The sequence below is a fragment of the Bacillus sp. EAC genome (genome assembly GCF_002156875.1).
Classification (GTDB): domain Bacteria; phylum Bacillota; class Bacilli; order Bacillales; family Bacillaceae_G; genus Gottfriedia.
On record NZ_NCSY01000002.1, the window covers coordinates 186,880 to 201,286 of the forward strand.

Genomic DNA, 14,407 nt, shown 5'->3' on the forward strand with positions numbered 1-14,407 from the left:
AAACAATGAAGAATTATGTGAAATTTGCTACTGCTGGATGCATTATGACAATGATATTTTTTATGATTGTTAATTTTATAACTTCACCTGATACGCTATGGTTTATCTATCCTAGTTTCTTCCTTCTTTTATGGCCTATTAGCTTATACTTTGTTTCGAAAAGATCATTAAAACAATTTTCATTTCTCCTTAGTTTAGTCATTATTGCATTTCTTTTTACTGAAAACTTAATTCATTCACCTGATTATTTATGGTTCTTATATGCTGCATATCCATTAATTTGGTGGCCAATCATTATGTATTTAGAAGAAAAAGCTTACACATTATTTGTTGCCCTAATTGGTTGCATGATCACTATTGCATACTATTCAATTTTAAATTATCTTACCTCTCCAGAATACCCTTGGGCAATTTATCCTGCATTTGTCGTGATGTGGTGGCCATTATCAATCTATCACGCGAAAAAGAAATCCTTTGTAGCCTATTCTTTTTATGCTAGTATTTTAATCAGTATTTTCTTTATTTATGTAAATTACATTTCTTCGCCTCATACGATATGGGCAATCTATCCAATCTTTGCAGTTATTTGGTGGCCACTTAGCATGTATTTCTATGTGTATAAGAAGAAAAAAATAGTTTAGTTCAATTATAGAATCATAGTGCATTCATGTAGACTTCAAATTTAATTTGGAGTCTTTTTTATTTTAGTTGTTTTTGTAAACTTTGTATCTGGTATTTTGTAGATTTCCACTACGGTGCTTGATTGTTCTTTTTAACATGAAAAAAGGAGCTTAAGCTCCTTTTTTTTATTCAATAAATGAAATAACCCCTAAAATAATAATTAGTAATCCAGCTATTTTATTAACTAAACCCAAATAAGGCGTAATTTTACTTCGAAAGATACTTACAATATTACTTAAAATAAACCACCAAGCAATCGCACCTAAAAAGACACCGATAATTAATGAAAAAGCTGATAAATTAGTATTAGAACCCTTATCAATTCCTAAACCAGCAAACATTGCGACGAAATTTAGGATTGTCACCGGATTGGTAATCATTAATAAAAATGTTGAAAGATACATTCCTATATAACTTTCACCTTTTAAATTGGCAGCAGTATTTGATGGTTTTTTTAGAAATGTTTTGATTCCTAAGTAAAATAAAAAGACAGCACCTATAACCCTTAGCAGCATTTGCTGTTCAATCAAAAAAGATGAGACAACAGAAAATCCAAATGCTGCTATACTTGCATAAATTAAATTTGCTGATGATGCACCTAAGCCAGTCATAAATCCGGCAGTTTTTCCTCTAGAAAGAATTCTCTGTATACATAGTAATCCAATTGGGCCAACAGGTGCCGATACTGAAAAACCCAAAATAAAACTCTTTAGTAACAACATCTTAAAAATTCCTTTCAATATTCAATCTTAATGTGAGGTTTTAAAGTAAGCCGTATAATGCAATACCACCAAAAATAATAATAATGACCCCAGATAAACGATTAATAACTGTTAAAGATTGATTACTTATTCGATTCCTAAACAAGCCTACTCCACTACTTAAAATAACCCACCATAAAGTAGACCCACAAAAAACACCTACAACTAAAATAACAGATGCGATTAAATTATTATCTGAACTCGAAATACCTAATCCTGCAAAAATTGCAATGAAAGATAGAATCGTCATTGGATTTGTAAGCGTCAAAAATAAGACTGATAAAAATGCACTAATGATATTTTTCTTTTGCGTGTCAGACTGATCAAAACTAGCTTTTGATCTGAGTGTTTTTATTCCTAAATAACAAAGGAAAAAACCTCCGATTAGTTGAATCCAAAAATGCTGACCAATTAAAAAATTAGTTATAACTGTCAGACCGAACCCCGCAATCAAACCATAAATCCCATCTGCTGTAGCTGCTCCTAAGCCTGAAACTAATCCCACAATCCTTCCATGTGCTAAAGTTCTTCTGATGCATAAAACACCGATTGGTCCAACTGGGGCAGCAATTGATAAACCAATAATTAATCCTTTTATAAAAAATGCTATACTCATATGCCCCTCCCTACTCTATTGAAAATTTATGTTTTTGTAGTGGAAGTCGAAAAGTCTCTTTCGTTGTATCCATTACAATTGTTGTTTTTGTTCGAATAACGCCTTTAAGTCCTTTAATTTCATGACTAATTACTCGGTCTAAATCCTTCGTATTTCTACTTTTAATTTTGAGTAAATAATCATCCTCACCAGCAATATGATGACATTCTTGTACTTCTTCTAATTGATTAATCAGTTCTAAAAATGGTGCTCTATTTTCAGGACGCTCAAGTGATACTGCTACAAATGCTGTGAGTTCACTACCTACTTTTTCTGAATCAACTAATACCCCAAAGTTCTTAATTACACCTTGCTCTGTTAACCGATTCACTCGGTCTGCAGTAGCGGGAGCAGACAATCCAATTTCTGCTGCTAAATCGGCCCATTTGATTCTTGAATTATCCATTAAGCGATTAATGATTTTCAAATCGTAAGTATCCATTTTCAAATACCTTCTTTTATAAGTTTTATTATATAATATCTTATTTTATGAAAGTAATTCAACACTTTCTCAAATGAAAACTACTCTTTTTAAATGTTGGCTTACCATAAACCATTAAAATGACCATTTTCGAAATTTTAATTTCCTTCTACTATACTTAAATGCCACTTAGACTGTGTTTTGAACATTACTTTCTCAACAATTGAACGGGATCGTTCAAAACCAATCTTGAATAAAAAATTAAAAATTAATTAAAATCCAATATGGACTAGCTTTAATAAACATATATTTTTTATATGCCTAATAACATGAAAAGGTAAGACAAACTTTTTTTATAGGGAGGCATCACTTTTATGCACAGAGACCCCTCAAATTTTGAACGTCAAAGAAATAAGGAATCAAACAATTCCAGTCAAAAAGCTCAAACCCATGTGCATGAGTTTCTTGCTAGCACTAAATTGGCAGAGGAAGGAGATGATCGACATAACCATCGGTTTGCCGGAGTTACAAGTGAAGTAATTCCAAAAGGAAGACATAGTCATATCCATCGTATTACAGTTAACACAGATTTTTTAGATCATCATCATGAAGTTATAATAGAAACTGGTCCTCCTATTCCTGTTGGAAATGGAAAACATGTACACTTCGTCAGAGGAATGACTACTGAAAACGACGAACATGACCATGACCTTGAATTCGCTACTTTAATTGATAAACCTCTTGTGTGAAAAGGTAGCTACTAATACTGCTAAATTAAATGAATATTGATTTATGTATGTTTATGTCACATTTAATGTACATAAATTCTTTCTTTAAATGAAAAAGGACCTTCCATATATGGAGGTCCTTAACTACTCTTCAATCCTTTAGTATTCATTAATACAATTCTCCACCCATCAGGATCTTCAATTGTAATGCTTTTTCCAAGCCAATATGGATTGTCTGGTTCGACTTCATCATAGCCTAGTTGATGAAGTCTATTTTTTACTAATTCAATTTCGGTTTGATCAGGTATATAAAATACTAGAAGATTATCCTTTGTAGGTGCAGGACATGGACTTCCATCGATATGTTGAGTAAATTCTAGATGATATTCAACATTAGGTAATCCGAACATGATTCCATCATAGCCGTCATGGTTTTCAAACCCTCCAACCCGTTTTAATCCAAGTCCTTCACCATAAAATTCAATAATTTTATCTAATTGATCTGTTGGTCTTGCAATTCGAAATTGCACCCAATTTCCCATAATAATCTCCATTCATTTATTAATAATTGTCTCTTTTCTTTAAGATTGTTTTTTAAAAGGTTTATTAGCGATCATGAAATTGAAAAGAAGTTGATTAGAATGGAAATCAACTAAAATCCTTCTTAAATAGCAACAAAGTTTAAGAACAGCCTAATAATTTGAAGCACTCCACTCTTCATTTAGTTTTTTAGCTAATTGTGTATAAAGCTTTAACTCTTGGATTAAACCGTCAACTAAATATGATGGATTTTCATCTAAACTTAACCCTCCGGAAATAAAATCAGTTGGATCAATAACTAATTGTTTTGATAATACATTTGCATAAAGTGCTCTTAATACAATTCTCATATTATTTAATGCATTTATTCCACCTTTTCCACCACCAGAAACAGCAATGATGGCAACAGGTTTGTCTTTAAAATGTTTACTTCCTAAAAAATCAAATGCATTCTTTAACGCTCCACTCATGCCCCCATGATATTCAGGAGTAGCTACAATAACTGCGTCAGCATTCTCCAATTGTGCTCTTAACTTTTGAATGTTTATTAATTCATTCTGTTCTTCTTGTCCGTTATAGATTGGTAAAACTAATTCACTTAGATCAATCGTTTTAATACCATATTTTTTAGAAATAATTGCTGATAATTTCCCTGTTCGTCCTTCCTTCCTTGGACTTCCACTAATCATTACAATATTCATACTTTCCACTCCTCTTAGCTTTGTACTTTTAGTATAGTCAAAAGAATTGTTGTAATCGTCAGTCGTTTGGTAGAACTTTTCTACACGTTTTGATGTAGATAAGAATTAAATAAACCTACAACTAAAGTTGTAGGTTTTAATCAGATAATCCATTTCGAATCGCATAAAGTGCTAATTGAGTACGATCTTGAAGCAGAGTCTTTGCCAATATATTTGATACATGTGTTTTCACAGTTTTCTCTGTTATAAATAATGCAGATGCAATTTCTTTATTGCTTTTACCTCGCGTAATTTCCTTTAATACATCAATTTCACGCTTTGTCAGTTTTTCTTGCAAAATATCTTCTTTTTTTGTTTCAGTTTTACTTGTTAATGCCGATACTAGTTGTGTCGTAACCTTAGAATGAAACTGTTTTTCTCCATTATAAATTTTACGAATTGCTGACACTAACTCATCAGGGTCGCTATCTTTTAAATAATAGCCAGCTGCGCCAGCTTCAATTGCTGGTAAAATATGATCTTGATCATAAAAACTAGTCAAAATCATTACCTTAACAGGATATCCCTCAATTTTAATTCGTTCAGTTGCTTGAATTCCATCTACTATCGGCATAGATAAATCCATAACGACAATATCAGGTTTTAATTCTTTTACTAATTTCAAAGCCTCTTCACCATTCGAAGCTTCCCCAATTACTTCAATATCTGTCTGGGTATTTAAAAAGAAAATTAACCCTCTTCTGACAACATGATGGTCATCTGCAATTAATAGCTTAATAGTCATACATTCTTCTCCTTCTTTAAAAAGGAATATTCATTGTGATCTTCGTCCCTTTATTTAATTCACTATCAACTTTAAATGACCCTTTGAGTGATTCAACTCTTTCCCTCATACTTTTTAAACCAAGAGTAGGGATAACAACATTCGAAGGGCAATTAAAACCAACGCCTTTGTCTTGAATGGTCATTTTCACATTCTTACTATTACTAGATAATTGCAGATAGATATCTGTTTGACCAGAATGCTTACGACAATTATTTAAGGCTTCTTGACCAACTCGCCATAGAGTTTCTTCAATTTTAGCTGGTAAGACTGTAATTCCCTTTACATTTCTATGTACGTTCAATCCTAGCATTTCGCCATAGTTAATTAATGCACTAACAATCCCTTTTTCAATTCCTTGTGGTCTAAGTTGCCAAATTAAAGCTTTCATTTCGGCTTGTGCTTCTTGAGCAATTTGTTGAATTTGATTAAATGTATCCTTTAAATTCTGATTATCTGATACATTCATCCCAGCTTTAGCTGTAACACTTATTGAAAATAGTAATTGACTAACTGAATCATGTAAATCCTTCGCTAATCGGTTACGCTCTTGAATTACCTCTATTTCTTTTACTCTTTCAGTTAATTGAATTCTTTTTATAGCCGTACCAATTTGCAAGGCAACTGCACCTAATAAATTCAATTCTTCTTGATCAAATTGCAATTTATTAGAAGCTGCGACATTGAGTAAACCAAATGATTCTTCTCCTGCTTGTAGCGGAACAGTAGCATGGTGAGTTACGCCATTTGTTTCTCCCCATTTATGAATAATCGAATCTTCTAATCTTTTACACTCCATAATATTTGAAGCTTTATTTAACCTACCTTGCACATATTTACTAACACACCAGCAATCTCCGTTACACATTGGCTTTATTTCTTCATTTGTTAAAGCAGGTGGTAATTCATGTGAAGCAACCAATTCATAATTTCCATTTTTATCGATTAAGAATATCCAACCAGTGTCTAATCCAGTAACTTGAATTAATTTGGCTAACGCACAGTCGAGGGTACTATATAAATCAGTACCCTCATTCAATATTTCTGCAATTTCTTTTAATACTTGCAACTCTAAAAGAAACGATTCTTTTTTCATCCTTTAACTAATTCCTTCATCCTGTTGTCCAACTGATCCAGTACAAATGGCCATGCTTCCTTGTGCTGATCTCTTGAAAGCTCATCAGGAAAACCAGCATGAGTTAACTTAATCACTGCAGCTCCACTTTCATTTGTTTCAAACTCAACTGTTACAACTGTTTCCGCTTTTGTTCCTGCAGTAAACCAAGATATCTCTACTAGTTGATTTTGCTCCAATTTCAAGAAGCGACCGTAATGTGGATGACGTTTATCTTCAAAATGTGTTTCAAAGAAAAAGACTGAATTCACTTCTGCTTTCATGATAACTGAACCTGGAGCAGCAAACCAATCACCAAATTTTTCAGTCCAAGCCTCGTACAAAACATTTAAAGGTGTTTCCATTACTCTCTCAACAGATAAGCTATGTGGTCTACTTGTAAGGTCTGGATAACTAATTACACTCATTTCAATACCTCCAAAACAATTTTCATTAACAATTTTCATTAATGATTGCTAGTACTTGGTGATCTTCCCATTTTCCATTTATTTTTACATTTTTCTTTGCGATTCCTTCTTTGTGAAATCCTGACTTCTCTAATACTTTAATCGAACCTATATTGTGTGGCATAACCCCAGCTTCAATTCGATGTAGCTTTAACTCATTAAATGCATAATCTACAACTAACTGAACCGCTTCAGTTGTATAACCTTTTCCATTATGTTCTTCATTTAAGTAATAACCAACAAAACAACTTTGTAAATTTCCTCTTAAAACCTCTGCTAACATAGTGAGCCCTATTAGTTCGCCCGTGTCTTTTAAAAAGATTCCGAACGAGTAATAAAGATCTGTTTCGCTTCTCTCATTATTTCCTTTAATTCTTTCTTTTTGATAATCCAGTGTATAAAATTCTTCATCTTTAATATGAGTATATGGTTTGAAAAACTCAAAGTTTCTAACTTCAATATCCAATAAATCTTGTGCGTCACTTACTTCTAGTCTTCTCAAATATACATTATTACCTGTTAAATTCATTTCTAAATCCCCCTTAATCCCTAATTCCAGTATTATCGCTCTATCTTACTTACCTTTTGCCCATAAAACTCTCTGATCAATATGACGAACTAGACGATGTACAACCGGCTTAAATCCATTTCTTGGCCAAAATCTAGAAGATTCTATATTTGTCATTCGCCAATCTGTCTCGCATAATGTATAGCCATTTTCTTTTACATGTTTAAGTCCATTATATAATAAAGCTGACCCTACACCCATGCCTCTTGCAGATTCTACTGTTGCTCCAACCACTAAACTAATACAAGAATCTGGAATATACATATTGTCATCGGTAGCTTCTGCAGGCATATAAACTTGGAAACCAACAATCTCATCTTTATGGAGTGCCAACCAAAAATTTGCTGTGGAATCATCAATTAAGCTCGTGTAGCCATCTTGATAATCATTTCTTTCCTCAATAAAACCTGGAGCAAATACAGGTGCTTTAGCTTGATGCTCCATGATAACCGTTGCTAGTTCTCGAATAGATTCCTCATCTTCTTTATTTGCTAATCGGATTTGAAGATCATGATTTTCACTTAAAGACTCTGTTCCTTCTAAAATCTCATGAATCCCATGAACTTGTTCATATGCAAAACCTAGTCGGAACCACGCATCTAATGTCATTCCGTCCCCACTTGGTACCATTACATAATGGTTGAAGGAACCATGTTTAACCATCTCATTTGAAAAACGAGCATATAGTTCACGAATTAAATCTATATCCTCCTTCTCCGCTATAGCAAAACCTGCATATTTAATCCATGTATGTCGTTCACGATTTTTATCAGTACTAATTGTACCTACCATATAACCAACTAATTTAGAATCACGCATTGCAGCTACACCAAAGCTCTTCTCCTTTAATAGTGCTTCAATGGCTTTTCTAGCAAATTCTACTTCCTCAAACTTAGCTGGTAGTTCAGGATTCATCATACGCTCATTTATATGCCGCTTTGCTAAAAGACTTGCAGCTTCATCTATATATGAATTCTTAAACTCAACAATATTCATCTTAATCCTCCTGAAGTCATAATAAGCTGGATTACAAATCGATTTTTGTCAGATTAATAGACAAAAATCCGCATTTTAGTTCCAATTATTATTTTCAATAAAAAGAGCATTACTTCCTTCTTTTAGGAGTAATGCTCTACCAATATTTATTGTTGAAATGATTTAATTCCCTTCCTAATTTAAACGAATCCCTGTCTATGCTATACTACTGAAAAAAGATTAGAAAGAGTGATACATTTGGAGATTACTTTTATTGGTTGTGGTGATGCATTTAGTAAAGTATTAGGTCATAATAGTGCATTATTAACCTTTAATCATACGAACCTTCTTATCGATATTCCAGATTCAAACTACATTCGAATTGAAGAAATTGGTTTATCCTATAGCGATATCGATAATCTATTTATCACTCATTTACACGGTGATCACATCAATGGATTTGAAAAACTAGCCTATTATCGCAAATTTATTTCACCCTTGGAAAATAAAGACAAGGACGTAAGCAAAATCAATTTATACATACATGAATCACTTAAAGCAGGTCTATGGGAAAGTGCAAAAAATGGACTTCAATTCACCAATGATGGTGAGAAGAAGTTAGAGGATTATTTTAATGTTATTACTGTAGCAGACTCATTTGATATTAATGGATTAAAGTTTAATTTAATTCAAGGCAAACATGTACCAAATATGCCAGTATTCGGTTTATTTGTAGAAAATGAGTTTTATTACTCAGCTGATAGTATTTACAATTCCTCATTATTACAAAAAATTCTTCCAAAATCGAAAAAAGTATTTTATGATATTCACTTTTACCCTTTCGATATTCCAGTACATGCTAGTGTCCGAGATTTTAGCCAATTAACATACGATGAGAAAGAGAAAGTATACGCAATGCATTATGATGATAGCAAGGTTAAAATGACTTGTATTGATGGAATCAAACTTGTCCAACCTTTCCAAAAGATACAGATTTAAATTTACTTATTAAAAAACCACTTTTTCTTCTCGAACAGTGGTTTTTTATATGCATTAATGAAGCTCTAAAAACTCAATTCGATTTCCAAACGGATCGGCTACGAAAAATCGAGTTCGCCCTTCAATAGGCGGTTCCTCTTTAATTTCAAAATTTAGTGTAATTAGTCTTTCTCTCAATACTTCAATGTTTGTCACAATAAGACCTGGATGCGCTTTTTTAGGAGAAACAAAATCTTCTTGAATGCTTATATGAATTTCTTGATTCCCACAAATAAACCAGCACCCACCTCTACCTTTTAAATTATCCGGTTTTGGTATTTCTTTCATTCCTAATATTTCGCCATAAAATTTTCTTGCCTCATTCTCACCACCTTTTGGTGAAACTAATTGAATATGATCAATCCCTTTAATTTCGAAAGTCATTGCTAACACCTCTCTCGACTATAAGTACATTTTTAGATTAACAGAACTTGAAAATATGAAAAGCATTACCCTTTTAGAAGTAATGCTTTTCAATCTATTCATGTTTATTAAACTAGCTTTAAGCCATTTGTAATTAGGTTCTTTAAAGAATCTTCTTTTCGTAATTCTTCTAGTTCAGTTCTTAGAGGTTGCACTAATTGTGCTAGTTTTGGATTAGAAACAGCTAACTCTAGAAGCTCTAAACGTAGCAACCAATCACTTTGATGTGAGCGATTTAGTTCACTATGCGCAGCAATTAGTTTTGAAATACAATCATCACAGAAAGTATTCTTTTCTCTTATTACTCTAACCTGTTGGTATAAGTTTTCTAATTCCGTTAATGGAGCTGGTGTTACTCCGTCAGCTTCAACCTCTTTAAATGTCTCACTAAAGTAAGAAGCAGGGTCAGCAGCACCTGGGTAAGCTGATACAACACGTGATCCAACGGCCATATCAAAAGTTCCCCATTCTTTTTTAAACAATTCTTTCCCCTCACAAGAAACTGTACAGTCTTCAAATGAAATCAAAGCAACTTTATCATTATTTTTAATGATATTTACAATTCTACCGGAAGCGCTTACATTGCTTAAGAATTCTAAATCAACGTAGTTTCCAACAACAATACCTAAATTTTTAAGCGCATCATCATCACATTCTTCTAATTCAATATTCCCTTTTAGTTGCCCAATTGGTGTTCCGAATCCTTTAGCATGATAATCTTTACCATGACCATCTAATTGCTTATTGTTAATTGACAGTGCTGTTTCACCTGTCGTATTAACATAAATTGCTTCTCCATTTGCATCCTTTAAGATTGCATGAACAATACCTGTTACTTGTAAACCTGAGTTCAATTCAAATGTAGCGACGCTTTTCGATTTAAGTGCTTTATCCAAGCTTTCAGTTCCACCAACTCGGAATGCCATTGTACTTGCTATTGTTTCTGCACCCTCCATTAGTTCATCAAAGCTTTTACAAACAAATAATTGTGATTGCATTTCAGTTATATTTTTTGGATGTAATGTACTAGCTTCAATTGAGAAAGGTAGTTTCTCTACAGCATCAGTAAAGCAATGAGTACTTTCTCCAACAGATGATAGTAAGCCTGCACCGTAAATTTTCGGATTATCAACTTCTCCAATTAAACCATATTCAACTGTTCTCCAGAATACGCGTGAAATTGTTTCAGCTTCAGAAATTCCAACGATTGCATTTTGTTTTTCTTCTACTAATTTTTGAGCAGCAGCCTTTTCTTCTGCAGTTGATTTTGGATCTTCCATGACAATCGTTAAATTTCTAACTGCTTCAAAAAGCTCCTGTTTTTCTTTCGTTGCGAATGCTTTCGCACCAATCGAACCAATTTTCTGTACGTACTCTCTAAATACTGGATCAAATAAAATTGGCGCATGACCAGCAGCCTCATGAATAATATCAGGAGCTGGTGTGTATTCAATATTTGTTATTTGTCGAATTTCTGTTGCAATCGGTAAAATACCATTTGCTAACAGTTCAAAAAATGCAGCACCTGGAATTAATCCATTTACAATTCCTGCACCCCAACCAATTTTAGAAAGAGACTGGTTCATTTCAGCTACATTTGGAATTTTTTCCGTTTCAATTCCTGATAGCTTAAGACCATCTACAAATGCAGCGTGTGCTTTATCTTTTAGCGCATGATGATTTTGTCTCATTACATAACGCCATACCGCATGATCAATTGGCGTGTATAAATCATAGTTCTGCTCCGATAAATATTGCTTTAGATGAGGTGGTATTATTTTTGTTTCAAAAACTGCTTCTTTCATTTCATCAATTCCCCTTTTTAAATGATTTCACTTAACACTCTATTACCTTACTTTCTTAAAAATACCCGTTCTATTCAATCTTGCTAAAGCTTTTTTGAGCATTTCTAAGCAAGTTTTATTCATCATTAAACCATTTCTACTTTTTCCAAATTACTCCTTCTTTCCCTAAAATCTTTTTTTATTCGGTATTTATAGTCATCAATCATTCACATCACTCCCCTCAAAGTTTAGGTGACTTATGGCATAAAAAAAATCCCTACTGTTTGCACAGTAGGGACGAATTTTTCACTCGCGGTACCACCCTAGTTATTAGTAAATTAACGTATCTATACTAATATCTTCATTTCATAACGGCTCTTCACCGTCTTCCCCTCACTTATACGTTTCGAAGAAGATGCTCCAGGATTGTAATTCATGTTGTTTTATGTACTGATTTGCACCACCACCAGCTCTCTTTTACAGGGAAAACATCACTACTAAGTTCCTATCATTGCTTGTTATTATTCAATTGCAGTTGTTTTATAAACATAAAAAAGTCCCTACTGTTTGCACAGTAGGGACGAAAGGTTAAATTCGCGGTACCACCCTAAATTATTAGCATAAAAAATTATACTAATATCTTCATTTCATAACGGCTCTTCACCGTCTTCCCCTCACTTACGTTTCGAAGAAGATGCTCCAGGATTGTAATTCATGTTGTTTTATATACTGATTTGCACCACCATCAGCTCTCTGTTACAGGGAAAACATCACTACTCTGATTCCTATCATTGCTTTTCGTCATTTAATTAATACCAACTTTATTCCTATTCTAACAAAAAGTCAACAATTTTTTTAAAAAATTATTTCTCTTTTAAATTATTTTCAAATAATTATTATTGTGTTCTCTGAAAAAATGTAATTAAATTGCCGTCTAAATCTAACGCATCAAATTCGCGAGACCCCCATGGTCGATCTCCTAATAAAGTATTTTTATGACATACTCCTAACGGTTTGAAAAAATTATATAATTTATCAATTTCAACTACTTGTATTCTACAACTTGCTGTTCCAGAAATAAACGATTCAGCGCCTGAAGTTACTGGACATATATTACTTTGCATCCCAGCTTTCCAGCCTTCATCATCTGCTAGCCATAGATGAATTTCAACCTCATGACATGAAATGATCGCAAATCCTTTTTCAACATGATTGATTGTAAATCCTAGTTTATCACGATAAAAAATAGCACTCTTTTCAATATCTTTTACTGGTAGTGCAGGTATAGCATTTAGCATTCTCATCAAAATTCACACTCCAACCAATACTATATAAATATAACTACACTTTAGCCTTTTTAATAATCTCTCTTATAAATGGTTCCTTTTTCTTTGTATATGTTTGTCGATCAAATTGATATTTTTTTGCAAGTGATTTTTTAAGTTTATAATATTCAATTGCAGATTCCGGATGATTTCTTAAATAGTCTCTAAACAATATTTTTTCTACCCATTCAGTATTGTTGAATTCACAAATATGTAAATGACAGGAGCCTTGTCCCCAGAGACCTTTTCTAAAAAATCTTCTATCAATTAGTTCAGGCTTCGGCACAAATTCATAATGAATAGAACTTAAAGGTTTTATCAAATTATCCGCATCTTCTAAATTTGCAATCCCAACCATAATATCTATTATTGGTTTTGCTCCTAATCCTTTTACTGATGTGCTTCCAATATGCTCAATATCGATAATCTCATGTGAAATAGCCGATAAGATATTGCACTTTTCGTTTTCATATTCACCTATCCAAACAGGATCATACTTACTTAGATTTAGTATTGCTGATGACATCTCCCATCGTCTCCTTCCACAATTTTGTCAGTTTTTTATTACTATTTCTTCACAATAATTAATATTCCTTTTTTCATCCTTCAAACTAGATATACTATAACTCTATTATTTTTTTGTTATTGACAATTTTTGCTGATAAATTATAATTTAATTATCATATGTTAACTAAAATGATTAAATAGTTAACATAACGAAAGGGAGATTTAAACATGCAACAAGAAAGATTGAAAATGCTTATTACTTCAGCTTTATTTGCATCAATTATTGGTATCTTAGCGCAAGTATCTATTCCACTACCTTTTTCTCCGGTCCCAATTACAGGACAAACATTAGCAATTGGATTAGCAGCAACCATATTAGGAAGAAAATATGGAACGATTTCAGTACTTATTTATTTAGCAATTGGAGCAATTGGTGTACCAGTTTACGCAGAATTTTCAGGTGGATTTGCTGCTCTTGTCGGCCCAACTGGTGGTTATTTAATTGGATTTATCCCAACTGTATTTATAATTGCTTATTATATTGAAAAAACACGCTTTACAGTCGTAAATGCCATGATCGCAAATACAATCGGAATGTTAGTTACCCTAATATTTGGTACTATATGGTTAAAAATCGCTTTGTCTCTTAGCTGGACTGCTGCACTTACAGGGGGATTTTATCCTTTCATTCTACTTGGAATTGTTAAAGCATATTTAGCATCTTCAATTGGTGTAATTGTAGGTAAACGTTTAATAAAAGCTAACTTATTAAAACGCGACCAAATTTCTGCTTAATAAAAAAGCTCATTCATCTATTTGAATGAGCTTTTTCTAGTTAGTAATTAATACATTGAACTTCTGTGCTTTTCATGTTTAGTAGCGAAATTAATAATATC

General features: G+C 32.8%; 18 protein-coding genes and 2 other annotated features. Of the genes, 4 read left to right on the forward strand and 14 right to left on the reverse strand.

Annotated elements, in window-relative coordinates; genetic code table 11:
- The first annotated feature begins 5 nt into the window (after positions 1-5).
- Positions 6-641, forward strand: coding sequence for a hypothetical protein (locus B7R65_RS04060; RefSeq protein WP_088041470.1), 636 nt, complete (start codon positions 6-8; stop codon positions 639-641).
- A 165-nt stretch (positions 642-806) separates the two neighbouring features.
- On the opposite strand, the gene B7R65_RS04065 is transcribed toward B7R65_RS04060, so the two are convergent.
- The 3 genes from B7R65_RS04065 to B7R65_RS04075 form a co-directional block, all read right to left on the reverse strand.
- Positions 807-1,379: a LysE family translocator gene (locus B7R65_RS04065; RefSeq protein WP_256941150.1), complete on the reverse strand. Its 573-nt coding sequence runs from the start codon at positions 1,377-1,379 to the stop codon at positions 807-809.
- Positions 1,380-1,443: 64 nt separating this feature from the next.
- The gene (locus tag B7R65_RS04070; RefSeq protein ID WP_088041472.1) at positions 1,444-2,058 is read right to left on the reverse strand and encodes a LysE family translocator; all 615 of its coding nucleotides are present in this window, start codon (positions 2,056-2,058) and stop codon (positions 1,444-1,446) included.
- 10 nt (positions 2,059-2,068) lie between these two features.
- Positions 2,069-2,539, reverse strand: a complete 471-nt coding sequence (locus B7R65_RS04075) for an Lrp/AsnC family transcriptional regulator (RefSeq protein WP_088041473.1) — start codon at positions 2,537-2,539, stop codon at positions 2,069-2,071.
- Positions 2,540-2,892: 353 nt separating this feature from the next.
- On the opposite strand from B7R65_RS04075, the gene B7R65_RS04080 reads away from it, so the two are divergent.
- A complete protein-coding gene (locus B7R65_RS04080) occupies positions 2,893-3,267 on the forward strand; it encodes a YmaF family protein (protein ID WP_088041474.1) in 375 nt (124 codons plus the stop codon).
- A 119-nt stretch (positions 3,268-3,386) separates the two neighbouring features.
- Here the strand turns inward: B7R65_RS04080 and B7R65_RS04085 are convergent, their stop codons facing one another.
- From B7R65_RS04085 to B7R65_RS04115, 7 genes are all read right to left on the reverse strand, one after another.
- Positions 3,387-3,788 carry a VOC family protein gene (locus tag B7R65_RS04085; protein WP_088041475.1) on the reverse strand — a complete coding sequence of 134 codons (402 nt, stop codon included), beginning with the start codon at positions 3,786-3,788 and terminating at the stop codon, positions 3,387-3,389.
- A gap of 150 nt (positions 3,789-3,938) precedes the next feature.
- A complete protein-coding gene (locus B7R65_RS04090; protein ID WP_088041476.1) occupies positions 3,939-4,487 on the reverse strand; it encodes an NADPH-dependent FMN reductase in 549 nt (182 codons plus the stop codon).
- 136 nt (positions 4,488-4,623) lie between these two features.
- Positions 4,624-5,271, reverse strand: a complete 648-nt coding sequence (locus B7R65_RS04095; protein WP_088041477.1) for a response regulator transcription factor — start codon at positions 5,269-5,271, stop codon at positions 4,624-4,626.
- A 16-nt stretch (positions 5,272-5,287) separates the two neighbouring features.
- Positions 5,288-6,406, reverse strand: coding sequence for a GAF domain-containing sensor histidine kinase (locus tag B7R65_RS04100; protein ID WP_088041478.1), 1,119 nt, complete (start codon positions 6,404-6,406; stop codon positions 5,288-5,290).
- Positions 6,403-6,852, reverse strand: coding sequence for an SRPBCC family protein (locus tag B7R65_RS04105; RefSeq protein WP_088041885.1), 450 nt, complete (start codon positions 6,850-6,852; stop codon positions 6,403-6,405). Before B7R65_RS04105 ends, B7R65_RS04100 begins: the two co-directional genes overlap by 4 nt.
- Before the next feature lie 25 nt (positions 6,853-6,877).
- A complete protein-coding gene (locus B7R65_RS04110) occupies positions 6,878-7,420 on the reverse strand; it encodes a GNAT family N-acetyltransferase (RefSeq protein WP_088041479.1) in 543 nt (180 codons plus the stop codon).
- A 45-nt stretch (positions 7,421-7,465) separates the two neighbouring features.
- Positions 7,466-8,455: a GNAT family N-acetyltransferase gene (locus B7R65_RS04115; protein ID WP_088041480.1), complete on the reverse strand. Its 990-nt coding sequence runs from the start codon at positions 8,453-8,455 to the stop codon at positions 7,466-7,468.
- Between the two features lie 237 nt (positions 8,456-8,692).
- On the opposite strand from B7R65_RS04115, the gene B7R65_RS04120 reads away from it, so the two are divergent.
- Positions 8,693-9,433 (forward strand): MBL fold metallo-hydrolase, encoded by a 741-nt coding sequence (locus tag B7R65_RS04120; RefSeq protein ID WP_179194761.1) that lies wholly within the window; start codon positions 8,693-8,695, stop codon positions 9,431-9,433.
- A gap of 54 nt (positions 9,434-9,487) precedes the next feature.
- Here B7R65_RS04120 and B7R65_RS04125 read toward each other — a convergent pair whose 3' ends face one another.
- The 4 genes from B7R65_RS04125 to B7R65_RS04140 form a co-directional block, all read right to left on the reverse strand.
- Positions 9,488-9,856 carry a VOC family protein gene (locus B7R65_RS04125; RefSeq protein ID WP_088041482.1) on the reverse strand — a complete coding sequence of 123 codons (369 nt, stop codon included), beginning with the start codon at positions 9,854-9,856 and terminating at the stop codon, positions 9,488-9,490.
- Between the two features lie 107 nt (positions 9,857-9,963).
- The gene (locus B7R65_RS04130; RefSeq protein ID WP_088041483.1) at positions 9,964-11,700 is read right to left on the reverse strand and encodes an aromatic amino acid hydroxylase; all 1,737 of its coding nucleotides are present in this window, start codon (positions 11,698-11,700) and stop codon (positions 9,964-9,966) included.
- Between the two features lie 269 nt (positions 11,701-11,969).
- Positions 11,970-12,200 (reverse strand) — a binding site (T-box leader).
- 52 nt (positions 12,201-12,252) lie between these two features.
- Positions 12,253-12,480 (reverse strand) — a binding site (T-box leader).
- 95 nt (positions 12,481-12,575) lie between these two features.
- On the reverse strand, positions 12,576-12,983 hold the full coding sequence (locus tag B7R65_RS04135) for a bleomycin resistance protein (RefSeq protein WP_088041484.1): 408 nt from the start codon (positions 12,981-12,983) through the stop codon (positions 12,576-12,578).
- Between the two features lie 37 nt (positions 12,984-13,020).
- The gene (locus tag B7R65_RS04140; RefSeq protein ID WP_088041485.1) at positions 13,021-13,530 is read right to left on the reverse strand and encodes a GrpB family protein; all 510 of its coding nucleotides are present in this window, start codon (positions 13,528-13,530) and stop codon (positions 13,021-13,023) included.
- Between the two features lie 209 nt (positions 13,531-13,739).
- Between B7R65_RS04140 and B7R65_RS04145 the strand changes: the two genes are divergently transcribed.
- Positions 13,740-14,306, forward strand: a complete 567-nt coding sequence (locus B7R65_RS04145; RefSeq protein WP_088041486.1) for a biotin transporter BioY — start codon at positions 13,740-13,742, stop codon at positions 14,304-14,306.
- Positions 14,307-14,407: the final 101 nt, after the last annotated feature.

Bases quoted from the DNA above. Each gene is read 5' to 3' on its own strand.
- B7R65_RS04060 (WP_088041470.1), top strand. From the start codon at position 6: ATGAAGAATTATGTGAAATTTGCTACTGCTGGATGCATTATGACAATG.
- B7R65_RS04070 (WP_088041472.1), bottom strand. From the start codon at position 2,058: ATGAGTATAGCATTTTTTATAAAAGGATTAATTATTGGTTTATCAATT.
- B7R65_RS04075 (WP_088041473.1), bottom strand. From the start codon at position 2,539: ATGGATACTTACGATTTGAAAATCATTAATCGCTTAATGGATAATTCA.
- B7R65_RS04080 (WP_088041474.1), top strand. From the start codon at position 2,893: ATGCACAGAGACCCCTCAAATTTTGAACGTCAAAGAAATAAGGAATCA.
- B7R65_RS04085 (WP_088041475.1), bottom strand. From the start codon at position 3,788: ATGGGAAATTGGGTGCAATTTCGAATTGCAAGACCAACAGATCAATTA.
- B7R65_RS04090 (WP_088041476.1), bottom strand. From the start codon at position 4,487: ATGAATATTGTAATGATTAGTGGAAGTCCAAGGAAGGAAGGACGAACA.
- B7R65_RS04095 (WP_088041477.1), bottom strand. From the start codon at position 5,271: ATGACTATTAAGCTATTAATTGCAGATGACCATCATGTTGTCAGAAGA.
- B7R65_RS04100 (WP_088041478.1), bottom strand. From the start codon at position 6,406: ATGAAAAAAGAATCGTTTCTTTTAGAGTTGCAAGTATTAAAAGAAATT.
- B7R65_RS04105 (WP_088041885.1), bottom strand. From the start codon at position 6,852: ATGAGTGTAATTAGTTATCCAGACCTTACAAGTAGACCACATAGCTTA.
- B7R65_RS04110 (WP_088041479.1), bottom strand. From the start codon at position 7,420: ATGAATTTAACAGGTAATAATGTATATTTGAGAAGACTAGAAGTAAGT.
- B7R65_RS04115 (WP_088041480.1), bottom strand. From the start codon at position 8,455: ATGAATATTGTTGAGTTTAAGAATTCATATATAGATGAAGCTGCAAGT.
- B7R65_RS04125 (WP_088041482.1), bottom strand. From the start codon at position 9,856: ATGACTTTCGAAATTAAAGGGATTGATCATATTCAATTAGTTTCACCA.
- B7R65_RS04130 (WP_088041483.1), bottom strand. From the start codon at position 11,700: ATGAAAGAAGCAGTTTTTGAAACAAAAATAATACCACCTCATCTAAAG.
- B7R65_RS04135 (WP_088041484.1), bottom strand. From the start codon at position 12,983: ATGAGAATGCTAAATGCTATACCTGCACTACCAGTAAAAGATATTGAA.
- B7R65_RS04140 (WP_088041485.1), bottom strand. From the start codon at position 13,530: ATGTCATCAGCAATACTAAATCTAAGTAAGTATGATCCTGTTTGGATA.
- B7R65_RS04145 (WP_088041486.1), top strand. From the start codon at position 13,740: ATGCAACAAGAAAGATTGAAAATGCTTATTACTTCAGCTTTATTTGCA.